The sequence below is a fragment of the Pseudomonas cremoris genome (assembly GCF_014230465.1).
Map to the genome: position 1 here is coordinate 46650 of NZ_JAAXCY010000019.1, position 15474 is coordinate 62123.

10 protein-coding genes and 4 tRNA genes are annotated in these 15474 nt (G+C 60.2%); 6 read left to right on the plus strand and 8 right to left on the minus strand.

The genetic code is table 11. The features are described from left to right. The first annotated feature begins 89 nt into the window (after positions 1-89). Together HF257_RS31810 and HF257_RS31815 are read left to right on the plus strand one after the other, a co-directional pair. Positions 90-1901 (plus strand): di-heme-cytochrome C peroxidase, encoded by a 1812-nt coding sequence (locus tag HF257_RS31810; protein WP_185710606.1) that lies wholly within the window; start codon positions 90-92, stop codon positions 1899-1901. After that, a complete protein-coding gene (locus tag HF257_RS31815) occupies positions 1898-3064 on the plus strand; it encodes a catalase family protein (protein ID WP_185710605.1) in 1167 nt (388 codons plus the stop codon). The genes HF257_RS31810 and HF257_RS31815 overlap by 4 nt, the downstream gene beginning before the upstream one ends. Positions 3065-3294: 230 nt before the next feature. Here the strand turns inward: HF257_RS31815 and HF257_RS31820 are convergent, their stop codons facing one another. The 6 genes from HF257_RS31820 to HF257_RS31845 all read right to left on the minus strand — a co-directional run bounded on the left by HF257_RS31820 (position 3295) and on the right by HF257_RS31845 (position 9773). After that, positions 3295-4575 carry an MFS transporter gene (locus HF257_RS31820; RefSeq protein ID WP_185710604.1) on the minus strand — a complete coding sequence of 427 codons (1281 nt, stop codon included), beginning with the start codon at positions 4573-4575 and terminating at the stop codon, positions 3295-3297. Positions 4576-4581: 6 nt separating this feature from the next. Beyond that, positions 4582-5517: a LysR substrate-binding domain-containing protein gene (locus HF257_RS31825; protein WP_185710603.1), complete on the minus strand. Its 936-nt coding sequence runs from the start codon at positions 5515-5517 to the stop codon at positions 4582-4584. A gap of 83 nt (positions 5518-5600) precedes the next feature. Continuing rightward, a complete protein-coding gene (locus HF257_RS31830; protein WP_185710602.1) occupies positions 5601-7610 on the minus strand; it encodes a CocE/NonD family hydrolase in 2010 nt (669 codons plus the stop codon). An 84-nt stretch (positions 7611-7694) separates the two neighbouring features. Then, positions 7695-9278, minus strand: a complete 1584-nt coding sequence (locus HF257_RS31835; protein ID WP_185710601.1) for a BCCT family transporter — start codon at positions 9276-9278, stop codon at positions 7695-7697. Positions 9279-9601: 323 nt separating this feature from the next. Next, a tRNA-Asp gene (locus tag HF257_RS31840) sits at positions 9602-9678 on the minus strand. A gap of 19 nt (positions 9679-9697) precedes the next feature. Continuing rightward, positions 9698-9773 (minus strand) — tRNA-Val (locus HF257_RS31845). A 201-nt stretch (positions 9774-9974) separates the two neighbouring features. On the opposite strand from HF257_RS31845, the gene HF257_RS31850 reads away from it, so the two are divergent. The 3 genes from HF257_RS31850 to HF257_RS31860 all read left to right on the plus strand — a co-directional run bounded on the left by HF257_RS31850 (position 9975) and on the right by HF257_RS31860 (position 13994). Further along, positions 9975-10493 carry a sigma-70 family RNA polymerase sigma factor gene (locus HF257_RS31850; protein WP_185710600.1) on the plus strand — a complete coding sequence of 173 codons (519 nt, stop codon included), beginning with the start codon at positions 9975-9977 and terminating at the stop codon, positions 10491-10493. Positions 10494-10499: 6 nt separating this feature from the next. After that, positions 10500-11483, plus strand: a complete 984-nt coding sequence (locus HF257_RS31855; RefSeq protein WP_185710599.1) for a FecR family protein — start codon at positions 10500-10502, stop codon at positions 11481-11483. 78 nt (positions 11484-11561) lie between these two features. Beyond that, a complete protein-coding gene (locus tag HF257_RS31860) occupies positions 11562-13994 on the plus strand; it encodes a TonB-dependent siderophore receptor (RefSeq protein WP_185710598.1) in 2433 nt (810 codons plus the stop codon). Positions 13995-14134: 140 nt separating this feature from the next. Here the strand turns inward: HF257_RS31860 and HF257_RS31865 are convergent. Further along, a tRNA-Asp gene (locus tag HF257_RS31865) sits at positions 14135-14211 on the minus strand. 19 nt (positions 14212-14230) lie between these two features. Then, a tRNA-Val gene (locus HF257_RS31870) sits at positions 14231-14306 on the minus strand. A 159-nt stretch (positions 14307-14465) separates the two neighbouring features. Here HF257_RS31870 and rdgC point away from each other — a divergent pair. Then, on the plus strand, positions 14466-15386 hold the full coding sequence (rdgC, locus tag HF257_RS31875; protein WP_010211632.1) for a recombination-associated protein RdgC: 921 nt from the start codon (positions 14466-14468) through the stop codon (positions 15384-15386). The last annotated feature ends 88 nt before the right edge of the window (positions 15387-15474 follow it).

A 15474-nucleotide genomic window follows, 5' to 3' on the forward strand; every position in this document is an offset into this window, starting at 1 on the left:
CGGGACAACCCCTGACAGCGCTCATGGCCACTTGCCGCACCTGTGGCGTGGTGGCATAACAGCGCTACAACTCGACAAGGATAGTTATCTTGCGCATTTTTTCCCGTGTTTTATTCCTGATATTCACGCTGCTGGGCATCGCCCTGGCCGTGGTGATCTATTACACCCTCAACCCCAAGCTGCCGGACTACGTGCCCGTGGAGCAGGTGCACTACCAGGACCAATGGAGTGCCGCAGACCGCCAGACCTACTACTTCACGCCCCAGGGCACTCAGGTAAAAGGCCTGCACTACGACTGGTTCACCGCCCTGGAACTGCCGTTTTCCGAGCAGCGCTTTGCCACTCCGCAATACCTGGCGCGCTTCGGTTTCCTGGTGGACCCCAAGCAAGTCCCCACGACTCAAAACCCCGGCAACCTGCCTGTGGGTTTCGCCCGGCATAAGAATGCCGGCAGCAATGCCGAGTACCTGGATATCACCTGCGCCGCCTGCCACACCGGCGAGTTGCATTTCAAAGGCCAAGCCCTGCGTATCGACGGCGGTTCGGCCCAGCATCTGCTGCCATCCAGCGTTCCTACCTTGCGCGGCGGAAGTTTCGGCCAAGCTTTGGTTGCCAGCCTTGCAGCGACTTATTACAACCCGTGGAAGTTCGACCGCTTCGCCCACGCGGTGCTTGGGCACGACTACGACGATCACAACAAGCAGCAACTGCGCGAGGACTTCAAGCGGTCGCTCAACCAGTTCCTCAAAGTCGCCTGGAACGACACCCACCGTGGCCTCTACCCCACCGAAGAAGGCCCCGGTCGCACCGACGCATTCGGCCGCATCGCCAATGCCAGCTTTGGCGATGCGATTTCGCCGGACAACTATCGCGTCGCCAATGCCCCAGTGGACTACCCACACCTGTGGGACATCTGGACCTTCGACTGGGTGCAATGGAACGGCTCGGCCCAGCAGCCCATGGCCCGCAACATCGGCGAAGCCCTCGGCGTCGGCGCAACCCTGACCTTCTTCGACAACGCCGGCCAGCCGCTGCAGGGCGACGCGCGCTACCCTTCCAGCGTGCGAGTGCGTGACCTCAACCTGATCGAAGAAACCCTGCAACGCCTCAAGCCGCCCACCTGGCCAGAAGACCTGTTCGGCGCCATCGACAAGCCCCTTGCCGCCCAAGGCCGTGCGCTGTTCACTGAAAACTGCGCCGGTTGCCATGTGCCCAGCGTCACGCAGGAAAACGGCCGCCCGATGCAGCAGCTGAAAATGCTGCCGGTGGACTACATTGGCACCGACCCCGGCACCGCCAGCAACATCGCCGACCAACGCTACGACCTCAGCGCCCTGCAATGGGACCCGGCGGAATTGGCCAAGCTCAATGTCGACCTCCACCCGACACCGACCGAGCCCCTGGACCTGAAGAAAATGTCGGTGGCCAAGGGCCTCGCCTACGTCACCGCCTTTGTCGAAGAGCACGCCTACCGCGCCGCGGGTGTAACGCCGAGCGAACGCCCAAGCCTGGACGGCTTCGGCCTGCCCATCGGCGTGCGCGAACTGCGCGCCTACAAGGCCCGGCCATTGGCCGGCGTATGGGCTACCCCGCCGTTCCTGCATAACGGTTCGGTGCCGACGATCTACCAGTTGCTCTCGCCCCAGGACGAGCGCAGCACCACCTTCTATAAAGGCACCTTCGCCTACGACCCGCGCCACTTGGGGTTTGAAACCGGCGCGTTCAAGAATGCCTTCCTGTTCGATACCAAGATCACCGGCAACCACAACAGCGGTCACGAATTCCGTGCTGGCAAGCAGGGCAACGGCGTGATCGGCCGTGGCTTGCTGCCGCAGGAGCGCTGGGCGCTGCTGGAATACCTCAAAGTGCTGGGCGGCCCGCTGGAGCAACAACTGCCATGATGATTCGATCCCCCTACGACCGACCTTCCCTGCTCGCCCGCCTGTGGCTGCGCATCGGTGCATTTCTCGGCAAGACCCTGCTGTGGCTGCTGGGCCTTGGTCTGCTCGGCTGGCTGGGCGCCACTGCCTGGTACGCCTGGCAGCACAGCGGCCCGGTGTCGCCCAATGAACAGGTTCCGCCCGGTGAAGCGGCGATGACCCAGGGCATCATCCAGACGGCGGTGCGCATCGTTGATCAGCATCGCGAAGGCACGCGCTACCTGCGCGATGCTCACGCCAAGGCTCATGGTTGTGTGAAAGCTGAAGTCAGCGTGCTCACCGGTCTAGACCCCGCATTGCGCCAGGGCGTATTCGCCGAACCGGGCAAGACCTGGCAGGCAATGATGCGGCTGTCCAACGGCAACGCCTACCCACAGTTCGACAGCATCCGCGATGCCCGAGGCATGGCGATCAAGCTACTGGACGTACCGGGCAAGCAGTTGCTGGCCGATCAGCAAACGCGCTCAGAGCAGGACTTCGTGATGTTCAGTCACCCGAACTTCTTCGTCAGCGATGTGGCCGAATATGCGCAGAACATCGGCGCTCAGGCAGATGGCAAAAAAGTGCTGGCGTTCTTCCCCAAGGTCGACCCACGCAGTTGGCAAGTGCGTCACTTGTTTATCGCCCTGGCAACCTTGGCACCCGCCCCGGCCAGTCCGACACAGACCACGTACTTCTCCGTATCGCCCTACAAGTTCGGTGCGGCCAACGCCAAATTCCGTGTCGCCCCAGACCCACAAAGCTGCCCGGAATACGCGCTGCCCAAACAGAACCAAGACCTGCCGAATTTCCTGCGCAGCGCCTTGAATCAACAGCTGTCCACCGACCGCGTAGCAGCGTGTTTCGTGTTGCAGATCCAGCGGCAAAACCCGCAGAAGTTCATGCCGATCGAGGACACCAGCATTGAATGGAAGGAAAGCGATGCGCCGTATGAAACGGTGGCCAAGATAAAAATCCCGGCCCAGGACTTCGATACTCCAGAACAAAACCTGGCGTGCGATAACCAGTCGTTCAACCCGTGGTTCGGCGTCGCAGAGCACCGCCCTATCGGCGGTATCAACCGCTTGCGCAAGGCGGTGTACGAAGCGGTCAGCGATTACCGCCACAGCCGCAACGCGCCGTAAAGAGTGCGTAACAATGGGCCCGGCGCCGTAAGGTTTGCGTCGGGTCTATTGAGCCGTTTTCATACTGCCTCTACCGTGAATTCCTACCCCACAACCTGTAGGAAATCACCGTGGAAAGCTCAACCCTCGGCATGCTCGTACTGACCATCATCGCCGTATTCGGCACTGCGTCTTTTTGCTTCGAGCACTTGGCAACGCGCCAGACACGCAAGAAAAAAACCAAGTAGCCGTCACGCCTTGCTGTCGGGCGTCGGGTCGCTGATCACCAGGTCCTCAGGGATCTCATCGACCCGTGGGTCGAGCACCGCCGCCATGGCACCCATTGGATGTTCCGGCATGGCGACGTGATGCAGTGGCGCACCTTCGACCAGGTATTCACCGGTGACGTGCTTGGGTTGCACGCGCCAGATCAACAGCAGCGCGCAGGCCGAAAACAGCATGTAGAACGCGCCGTGGCCGTAGCTGTTCATCAGCGCACCACTGAGCATCGGCCCCAGGCTGGCACCGATGCCGTGGGTGGCGAGCATCATTGCGCTCAAGGGCACGCGGCGCGGTTGTTCAACATTGTCATTGGCCAGCGCTACCGCCAACGGGTACAGGGTGAACAGCAGCAAACCGCTGAGAAAACCAAACACCAGCAACAGCGCGTATGGCAGTTGCACCAGCCCCCACAACGGAATCACCAGCAGCCCTAATGCAAGCGCACAAAAGCGAATCAGCCGGGACCGGTCAATGCGGTCGGACAACCAGCCAATCGGCCACTGGCCACACAGCCCGGCAAAGATCGACACCGCAACAAAGGTACTGGCCTGGGCGGTACTCAAGCCGTTGCGTGTGGCGAACACCGAGGCCAGTGCGTAAAACGCACCGATCATCAGGCCGGTGACAAACACCGTGGTCAACGCCTGGGGCACTCGTCGCCAGAAGAATCCGACTTCCAGTGGCGCCGCCACCAGTTTTGCCGGGTGCAAGCGCTTGGTCATGGTCACCGGCAACAGGCAGGCGGCGAAGCAGATCGCGACAATGATCAACGGTTTGAAATCCAGCTCCGGGCGCCAGATCAACACGCCCTGCCCCAGCATCAGGCCCAGGGACACCGCCACCATATAGCCGGCGAACACGGCGCCGCGCTGGTTGTTTTCCGCCTGCTCGTTGAGCCAGCTTTCAATGACCATGTACTGGTTCATCATCACCAGCCCCATCACAAAGCGCAGCGCCAGCCAGAACTCCAACTGCTCGAACAGCACATGCAGCAACACGATGATGGTGGCAGCCCCCGCGCAGGCCACATACGAGCGCACATGCCCCACCCCGGCGATCATGCGGTGGCCGAACTTGGCGCCGCACACCATGCCCCCGTAATACGCGGCCGTCAGCGCGCCGATCCACAGTTCGTTGATGCCCTGGCTGCTCAGGCGCAGGCCGATAAAACTGAAGAACAGCCCGTTGCCGGTGAGCATCAGAATGGTCGCGCTGTACAGCGCGGGGAAGGTCAGGAAAGTCAGGTTCATGGTGGCTCAGAGGGGGTTGTTCATGCTGCCGGCATTGGCCAGCAGCCATTGACGAAAACTGCGCGCCGCCGAAGGCGGATTGCGATGGTGAGGTTGCATCAGGTGCAGGCGGCCACGGCTGTGCATGGTGTGAGGTAACGCCATCTGCAGACGGCTGGAAGTCAGCTCACCTTCCAGTAGGCTTTTCCAGCCGAGGGCAACACCATGGCCCATGACCGCCGACTGCAGCAGCAGTTGGTAGCTGTTGGTGCGCAACGCATGGCGCGGTGTGTAGTAGTGAGCGTCGGCGTCGGCGAACCAGTCGGTCCACGTCAGCCAGTCGTGGTAATGGTCCTCCACAATCAGCAGGGTGTGGGCGTGCAGCAGATGGTGCACATCGTGAATCGGGCCGTGGCGTTCTATATAGCCTGGGCTGCATACGGTGATCACCTGCTCGCTGTCGAACACCGGCGACAATTCCAGGCCATGGGGCGCTGGCAATTCGTCGAGGTGATAGAACAGGCCCAAGTCATATTCGCTCACATCCAGATGGTTGGGGCTTTCGCTGCACAGGATGCGTATATCCAGGTCCGGGTGCTCACGCTGGAACTCCGGTAACAGGCCGGCGAGCCAGATCGAGCTGATGGTCGGCGTACTGGCCAGGGTCAATTGACGGTCGGCACCGCGGCGCCGCAACTCGGCGGACTCGCGGCCGAGTTCACGCAGCAGGCGCTGGATGGTGCGGAAGTAACGCACGCCCGCAGGCGTGAGGCTCAGCCCCTGGGCCAACCGGTAAAACAACGGGCGAGCCAGGTCTTCTTCCAGGCGCTTGACCTGGCGACTGACCGCGCTCTGGGTCAGATTCAGTTCATGGGCGGCCTGGGTAAAACTCAAATGGCGGGCCGCTGCTTCAAACGTTTGCAGGCAATTGAGCGGGGGAAGATCGACGTTTCGGCGCGACATGAGCAATTCCAATGGCAAAAGCGGGCCTGGGTTTCCCCGGGCCCGCAAAGATCACGATGGCAGGCATCCTGCCAGTTGCTCACTCACAGCGCGACCCTGGCCACGCGCTTGCTCCACTGGCGGCGGTGTTCCAACTGGCCGTTTTCCCAGGCCGTCTGCTCGGCTTCGACGTAGAACCACTCGGCATCGGCGTGCACGCTCAAGCGACTTTCCACCTCGACCATCCACTCACCGCGGCCTACACGGTAATGCCACTGGATATCCGCTTGGGTCGACAACGGGTCCCAAGGCAACGTGCGGTATTGCTCGGTACAACACTGGTCTACCGACAGGCCGTGGTCGGCAAAACGCACCGCACCCAGGTCGTCTTCGATTTTCACGCACACTTCGCCACTGCCCACATCTTCGATCAGCGTGCGTTTCGGCGCAGCGGCGCGCAGCACTTCCAGGTTCGCCGGCGTCGCCGATTGCGGAGCTTCGAACGGGCAGTCCACCGCCTCGCCGATAAACACCGGCAGTTGCAGGCGTTGCAGTGCGGGCTGCAAGGTCAGGGTGGTCAGCTCGCGGCTCGGCCATAGCAACGGGAAACTTGCTGTGCTCAACGCCAGACGTAAACGGTAGCCCGCAGGCAGGCGCATGCCGATGTGGTCCAGGTTTAAATTCACGTCCATCGGCGCCCCCGGGACTACAGGGGTTACCTGGGAAAAGTCTTCACGCAGCGTGAGATTCAGCACGCCATAGCTGATCTGCGTAACGTGACCATCCGGTGCGATCGCATTCAATCGAGCGACCAATTGCCCGCACGTGGTATCGCTGGCCAAGCGTAGCGTGAGGCGAGCGTCGCCCAGCAACGCGAGAGGTTCGGTCAGCGGTTGCGAGTCGAAGCACAGCGAATTGGCGTCGTCGCGGCGTTGATCCGTCGGCCCATCGGGGCCAAACCAGATTGCACAGTATTCGCCCTGATGCAGGCCGGTGGTCAGTGGCGAACAGATACTTTGTGGCGTGGCCAAGGGTTCTGCGTCCGGATTGAGACCGCTCTCATCGAGACTGAAGTCAGTCCACTGCACCTGAGGATCAGGCCAACCGGCCGTCTGTACCCAAATCCCCGGACGCTCGGCGTAGCTACCTTTCGGCGGCAGAATATCCTGTAGGTAAAAAGTACAGGCCGCGTCATCCATCACACCGTTATCGATGCCTTTAAGCCAGTGATCCCACCAGCGCTTGGCTTCTTGCAGGAAGCCGATGGCAGGATTGGGTACGGCGAAATGCGGGTATTTATGAATCCACGGGCCGATCATCGCTTTCTTCGGCCCAGGCAGGTTTTCCATCAGCCGCGAGACGGTATTGCGATAAGCATCACCCCAGCCGCCCACCGCGTAGACCGCCGCCTTGATCTTCGAATAGTCCTCGCACACCGAGCCATGGCGCCAGTAGTCATCGCGGGTCTGGTGCTGCAGCCAGGTTTCGGCGAGCAGCGGCATGGCGTCCAGTCGTTGGTGCCACAGGTCTTTCCAGCCTTCGCCGACCAACAACGGGTCGGGCACGGCGGCGCTGAAATTGAGCATGGTCGCGGCCCAACCGAAGTTTTCCATCAGCAAGTTGCCGCCCTTGTAATGGATGTCGTCGGCGAAGCGGTCGTCGGTGGAACACAGCGTGATAATCGCCTTGAGTGCCTCCGGCTGGCGGGCCGCAACCTGCAGGCCGTTGAAGCCGCCCCAGGAGATGCCCATCATGCCGACATTGCCGTCGCACCAAGGCTGTTGGCACAACCAGTCGATCACTTCGAGCGCGTCTTCCTGTTCCTGCAACAGGTATTCGTCGGCCATCAGCCCTTGGGATTCGCCATTACCGCGCATGTCCACACGCACACTCACATAGCCCTGCCCCGCCATCCACGGATGGGTCAATGCATCGCGTACGGCGGTGCCGTCGCGTTTGCGGTAAGGCAGGTATTCCAGGATTGCCGGAAACGTCTGCAAACCTGCGACTTCCGGCAGCCAGATGCGCGCGGCCAGTTGGGTACCGTCCTTGAGAGGAATCAGGCAGTGCTCGATTTCTCGGACCTTATAGGCAAACTCGGTAACGACTTCCATCGGTAGCTCCAAACATTTATTGCGAACAAACGACTCCCCCGCGCCCAGTGGGGAGCGCGTGAGGAGACACACAGGTTTCAGGTTCTAGCGGGCGAGTTCCGCGACCGGGATGGCGCCACGCAGGTCGGGTTCAGTCGTTGGCTGTGGGCTTTTCACATCCAGCAGCGTCGGACTTTTCAGCCAGAAGATCAGCGAGGTGCTGGCCAGCAAGACCAGGATCATCCCCGGCAACCCTCCGAGATTGGAAAGCATCTTCACCCCGTCGATACCGATGAACGAGACCATCACCCACGACACCGTGCCAATGATCACGCCCCAGACAATCTTCAGCGCCGGGTTGCCGTCCAGATCGGAATCGGCGGTCACGCCTTTGCTGCACAGGTTGGCGATCACGTCGGTGCTGGAGTCCGCCGCCGTGACAAACGAGATGAAAGCCACGAACAACAGGAACGCGATCATCAGGCCAGTGGCCGGCAGTTGCTGGAACATCTGGTACAGCACGTGCTCTACGCCCTGCTCGTTCAACACGCGGTTGAGGCTGCCATCGCCCAGCGCATCGAAGTACAGGCTGGTACCGGAGAAAATGCAGATCCACACCGCCGTGAATAGCGCCGGGTAAAGCATGTTGATGTGAATGAATTCGCGGACGGTGTAGCCACGGCCAATCTTGCCGAGAAACAGCGCACTGACCGGCGCCCAGGCAAACCACACCGACCAGTAGAACACCGTCCAGCTATGGGGCCAGGTATCGCCACTGGCAGCGCCAGTAGACAGGCTGCGACTGAAGAAGGTGTCGAGATAAACCCCGAGGGATTCGACGCCAAGGCTGAACATGTACAGCGTCGGCCCACACAACAGCACGAACAATCCCAGGGCCAGCATGATCCAGGTGTTGAACGACGACAGCATCACGATGCCGCGCTGTAAGCCGCTGGCAGCCGAGGCAACAAAGGTAATGACGATGATCGCGATGATGATCGCAAGGCGAAACGGTGTGGTCTCGCCGCCGATGTACTGGCTAAGACCACCGGAAAGGGTCAGCGCGCCAGTGCCCAGGGACGAGGCCATGCCGGCCACCAGGGCGAACATCGCCAGGGTGTCGATCAGCCCGGCATAACGTTTGACCCGTGCTTCGCCGAGCAGCGGCTCCAGCATGGCGCCAATCGAGAAGTTGCTGCGACGGTTATAGAACACCAGCGCAAAGACCAGGGACGGGACCAGGTAGATCGCGTAGGGGGTGATGGTCCAGTGCAGGAACATCGTCGACATCGCAAAACTTTTGGCCGCCGAACTGCCCGCTTCGATGGGCAGGCTGGAGGGTGGGCCATACAGGTGATAGAGCGGTTCGGCGGTAGTCCAGAACAACACGCCGACGGCCAGCGTGGTGCACAGCGCCACCATGAACCAGCGCCATTTGCTGAGCAATGGCTGGGCATCTTCGCCGCCAATACGCACCTTGCCCAGCGCGGAGAAATAGACGATTGCGGTCAGCACCACCATGGCAAACGAGCCGGCGCTGAACAGCCACGAGAAATTTTTGAGGATCACGCTGTTGAGCTGTTTGCTGACCGTTAGGAATGCATTCAGGTCGACGTAGCTGGCGATCACCGCTGCCAGCAGAATCAGGAAAGTTGGCCAGAACACCAACGGACGCAATGGATATTTCATGTAGAGCCGTTCCCCTTGCAGACTATTTTTTTATCGGCCCTAAAGGCCATTGTTAGAAAGCGGGCACCGCAGCGTCCTGCTGCCGGTCGCTCGCCTGGAAGTCTTCGCGTGGCTATAGATAACCGTTTAAGCGGCAAGGGGCGCAATCGACCAATGAGCATGGGGGTATTCCGCCACGTCATGACGCACCAGCACAGTTCAGGGCGAACATGCAGTGCGCGACGGTAACGCGTAAAGAGGATAAATCGCAGACGAAAAAAAGCCCGCTCAATGAGCGGGCTTCTTGTGGTGACCTGGCGTTCAGTGTTCCAGGTTACCGAATATGGCGCAGCGGACGGGACTCGAACCCGCGACCCCCGGCGTGACAGGCCGGTATTCTAACCGACTGAACTACCGCTGCGCGTAACACTTGAAGCGAATGGTGGGTGATGACGGGATCGAACCGCCGACCCTCTGCTTGTAAGGCAGATGCTCTCCCAGCTGAGCTAATCACCCTTCGTTTCGGTGTGGGCGGCATCATACACCAAAAATCCGCAATGTCTTGATTTAAATGCAATTTATTTAAAATAATTTCTCTTGAACCGCGCAAACCCCGTAAACACGGGCTTCTACCCCCGCAAACGCGAGTCTATTGCGTTTACCTGACACTTGGCTTCACAATTAAAAACCATTCTCAATAACGCCTGAGCCACGCCTATGTCAGTGGGTGAACCTCCATTCCAACGGGAAATAGCCCTGCTCTACAGCGAGCATCACGGCTGGCTGCTCACTTGGCTGCGGCGCAAGCTGGGCTGCCGACAAAACGCAGCCGACCTGGCGCAGGACACGTTCGCGCGCATCCTCAATGCACGTGAATCGGTGGCCACCATTCGTGAGCCCCGGGCGTACCTGAGCACCACTGCCCGGCGCTTGCTTATCGACCAGGCTCGGCGCAAGCAGATCGAACAGGCTTACCTGCACGAGTTGGCGCTGACGGTCGATGCACTTGAAGGGTTCCAATCCCCGGAGCAGATCCACACCACCCTCGAAGCGCTGGAGCAGATCGCCTTTATCCTGGAAGGCATGCACGCGTATTCGCGCCAGGCGTTCGTGCTGTATTACCTCGAAGACATGACGCAGCAGCAAATCGCCCGACAGCTCAAGCTGTCGGAGCGCACCGTGCGCAAGTACCTGATCCAGGCGCTTATGCATTGCGGCCATAGTGTGGATACGTGATTGCCCATGTCCGACGCCCGCCAACATATCGAAGAACAAGCCGCCGAATGGATGCTGCGCCTGCACGAAGGTGAACTGAGCGAAGCCCAGCGCCTGGCGTTCGAATGCTGGAAGCAACAAGGCCCGCACTACGCCGCTGCTGCTGCCCGCATGGAAGAAGTGATTGCACGGATGCAGGCCCTGCGCGGTAAAAAGTCGCCGGCGCGGGCCGCACTGAATGCAGCGTTTGCCCATCAGAAATCCCATCGCCGCAAGAACGCGATACGCGCACTGCTGCTGGCGTGCAGCCTGGCGATTCCGGCAACGGCGCTGTTGGTCAGCCCCTATCCGCAGCAATGGATGGCCGATGTACGCAACGGTCCTGGCCAGTGGCAAACCCTACGCCTGGCCGACGGATCGACGCTGACCTTAAATGGCATCAGTGCGGCCAACCTGCAGTTCGATGGGCAACAGCGCCGCATCACACTGCTGCAAGGGGAGATCCTGGTGGAAGTCGCCCATGACAGCACGCGGCCGTTTATCGTGCAGACACCGCAAGGCACTTTGCGCGCATTGGGCACTCGATTTGTGGTCAAGCGTGAGGGTGAGACCACCGTACTGACCATGCTCCAGTCGCGGGTGGCAGCGCAAAGCGCGAAAACCGGGCAAGTGCTGGAAGTCGATGCCGGCTCCCAAGCCCTGCTCCGCGACCAGGATGTGCGCCTGGCTGGCCGCGTCGACCCGGCCAGCATCAACGAAGCCTGGCGCCGCCATCAGTTGGTGGTGGAAAACCGGCCGCTGTCCGAGGTGCTGGATGAAATCTCGCGGCACCGCTCCGGCATGCTGCATTTCGACCGCGCCGCGCTGCAAAACCTTCGGGTGTCGGCCGTAATCCCGCTGGATGACAGCGAACATGCCCTGCAATTACTGGCGCGAACACTGCCTATCAACGTGCGCACGTTCACGCCTTGGCTGATCGTTGTAGACCCCGCCTCGGCACCCAATGAATAATTATTCGCATTTGCTTCCGGTTTTTTCGGAGCTGCCCGTCAAGGAAGGTAATTCGACACATAAAGGACCGCCTTCACCATGCACTCCCCTTCCTTGCCACGCGGGCGCTTTCAACTGCTGAAAAGCGCGCCGCTGTCCCTGGCCATCCTGACCGCCACCACGCTGCCTGCCCAACTCGCGCAGGCAGATACCGCCAGTGTTGCCGCCCACACCTACGACATTCCCGCCGGGCCGCTGGGCAGTTCGCTCAATCGGTTTGCCCAGCAAGCAGGCGTGGCAATCGTGTTTGAATCCCGCGAGCTGGAAGGCCTCAAGGGCCCAGGCCTGAAAGGCAATTACGCCATCCAGGACGGCTTCGACAGATTGCTGCAAGGCAGCGGCTACCGCGCGGTCAAGGGCGACCAGGTGTACGCGTTGCAACCTGTTCCCGTCGCCAGCGGCGACACCCTGGAACTGAGCCCGACCCAAGTCAGCGCCAACCAATTGGGCAACGTCACCGAAGGCACCGGTTCCTACACGCCCGGCACCATCGCAACGTCGACGCGCCTGGTGCTGACACCCAAGGAGACACCGCAATCCGTGTCGGTAGTGACCCGCCAGCACATGGACGACTTCGGCCTGAACAACGTCGACGACGTGATGCGCCATACGCCGGGCATCACCGTTTCGGCCTTCGACACCGAGCGCAGCAACTATTACGCGCGCGGTTTCTCGATCAATAACTTCCAATACGACGGCATCCCGTCCACGGCGCGCAACGTTGCCTATTCAGCCGGCAACACCCTGAGCGACATGGCGATCTACGACCGCGTCGAAGTGCTAAAGGGCGCGACCGGCCTGCTCACGGGGGCAGGCTCCCTCGGCGCGACCATCAACCTGGTGCGCAAGAAACCCACGGCAGATTTCCAGGGGCATGCCACGCTTGGCGCGGGCTCCTGGGATAACTACCGCAGCGAACTGGACGTCAGCGGGCCAATGACCGACAGCGGCAACGTGCGCGGCCGGGCGGTCGCGGCGTACCAGGACAAGCATTCGTTCATGGACCACTATTCGCGCAAGAGTCCGGTGTACTACGGCATCATGGAGTTCGACCTGTCGCCCGATACGTTGCTGACCGTCGGCGGCGACTACCAGGACACCCTGCCAAAAGGCTCGTCCTGGTCGGGCAGCTTTCCGCTGATCAACTCCCAGGGCAATCGCAACAGCGTGAAGCGCTCGTTCAACGACGCTGCCGAATGGAGCAGTTGGGAGCAATACACCCGCACCGTCTTCGCCATGCTCGAACATGACCTGGGCAATGGCTGGGTAAGCAAGTTGCAATTGGACCACAAGATCAACGGCTACCACGCCTTGATGGGCTCGATCCAAGGCGACCAACCGCAGCCAGATGGCACCGCGCAACTGACCTCGGGCAAGTACACCGGGGAAACCGTCAGCGACTCTGCCGACCTGTATGTGAGCGGCCCCTACACCCTTGGCGGGCGTGAACATGAGTTGGTGCTGGGCGGTTCGATCAGCGCGTCGGAATGGAAAGGCAAAGGCTATTGGAACCTGGAACCCAACCTGGTCGACTTCAATAACTGGCACGGCCACGGCGCGATGCCGGATTGGGGCAAGGCGCAATCGCTGATTGACGACACCGTACGCCAGACCGGCGCCTATGTGACCACTCGCCTGAATCTGGCCGATGACCTGAAAGTGTTAATGGGCGGACGCGTGGTCAACTATCAGGTCACCGGCTACAACCCCAATTATCGAGAGTCCGGGCGCTTTGTGCCGTACGTCGGTGCGGTGTATGACCTGAACGACACCTACTCGGTCTACGCCAGCTACACCGACATCTTCATGCCCCAGGAAAACTACAACCGCGACCGCGACAACAAACTGCTTGAACCGGACGAAGGCCAGAACTGGGAAGTGGGCCTCAAGGCTGACTTCCTCGACGGCCGGGTGAACGCCAGCGCGGCGTACTTTGAGATTCATGAGTCCAATCGCGCACTGTCCGACGACGAGTACAACAACCTCAAACCCACACCGAACAACTATGCCTATAAGAGCAGCAAGGCCGTGACCAAAGGTTATGAAGTGGAGATGTCCGGTGAGATCGCCCCGGGCTGGCAACTGCAGGCCGGCTACACCCACAAGATTGTGCGCGACGACCAGGGGGTGAAGATCTCCACGTTTGAGCCCGAAGACCAGGTCAAGCTGTACACCACTTATAAACTCAAGGGCGACCTGGACAAGTTGACCGTCGGCGGCGGCGTACGCTGGCAGAGCGTGGGCTGGCAGGACATCTACAACTCTCCGCGCGGCGGCTATGAAGAGTTTTCCCAGGATGCCTATTGGTTGGTGGACCTGATGAGCAAATATCAGATCAGCAAAAACCTGTCGGCAACGTTGAACGTCAACAACCTCTTCGACAAGTCCTACTACACCAACATCGGCTTCTATAATTCCGCAGCCTACGGCGAGCCACGCAACTTCATGGTGACCACGCGCTGGGATTTCTGATCGCCCATTAAAAAGCCGCCGATCATCGGAAATGATCGGCGGCTTTTTTGGAGCTTCATAAAGCCCAGACAGCAAAAAGCCCGCTCAATGAGCGGGCTTCCTGTGGCGACCTGGCGTTCAGTGTTCCAGGTTACCGAATATGGCGCAGCGGACGGGACTCGAACCCGCGACCCCCGGCGTGACAGGCCGGTATTCTAACCGACTGAACTACCGCTGCGCGTAACACATGAGGCGAATGGTGGGTGATGACGGGATCGAACCGCCGACCCTCTGCTTGTAAGGCAGATGCTCTCCCAGCTGAGCTAATCACCCTTCGTCTCGGTGTGGCGCGCATTCTACGGAGCGACCCAGGGTCTGGCAAGCACTTTCTTAAATCTTTTTTTTGAGGCCTTCCAATGGCTTAGGCAGGGTTGGCCTCAGGCGTTATCAAGACAATAATGCCCCCCTTTGTATAAAGGAGAGACTCACCCCATGTGGTTCAAGAACCTGCTTATCTATCGCCTGACCCAAGATCTGCCTGTTGATGCCGAGGCGTTGGAAGCGGCCATGGCCACCAAACTGGCGCGCCCTTGTGCTAGCCAGGAGTTGACCACTTACGGTTTCGTCGCACCTTTTGGTAAAGGTGAAGACGCTCCCCTGGTTCACGTCAGCGGTGACTTCCTGCTGATCGCCGCGCGCAAGGAAGAACGCATCCTGCCAGGTAGCGTGGTGCGCGATGCCCTTAAAGAGAAAGTCGAAGAGATCGAGGCCGAGCAGATGCGCAAGGTCTATAAGAAGGAACGCGACCAGATCAAGGATGAAATCATCCAGGCCTTCCTGCCCCGTGCCTTTATTCGTCGTTCGTCGACCTTTGCCGCCATCGCACCGAAACAGGGCCTGATCCTGGTGAACTCGGCCAGCCCAAAGCGCGCCGAAGATTTGCTGTCGACACTGCGTGAAGTGATCGGCACCTTGCCGGTTCGCCCGCTCACAGTAAAAACAGCTCCGACTGCAATCATGACCGACTGGGTTACTACCCAGAAGCCGGCAGATGACTTCTTCGTCCTCGACGAATGCGAACTGCGCGACACCCACGAAGACGGCGGCATCGTGCGCTGCAAGCGCCAGGACCTGACCGGCGAAGAGATCCAACTGCATCTGACCACCGGCAAAGTCGTGACTCAATTGTCCCTGGCCTGGCAGGACAAGCTGTCCTTCATGCTCGACGACAAGATGACCGTCAAGCGTCTGAAGTTCGAAGACCTGCTGCAAGACCAGGCAGAACAGGACGGCGGCGACGAGGCACTGGGCCAGTTGGACGCGAGCTTTACCCTGATGATGCTGACGTTCGGCGACTTCATCCCGGCGTTGGTTGAAGCGCTCGGCGGCGAAGAGACCCCGCAAGGCATCTAACCCCTGTGAAAATCAAAATGTGGGAGCGGGCTTGCTCGCGAATGCAGTGGATCAGTCACCTAATTTATCGACTGACACACTGCTTTCG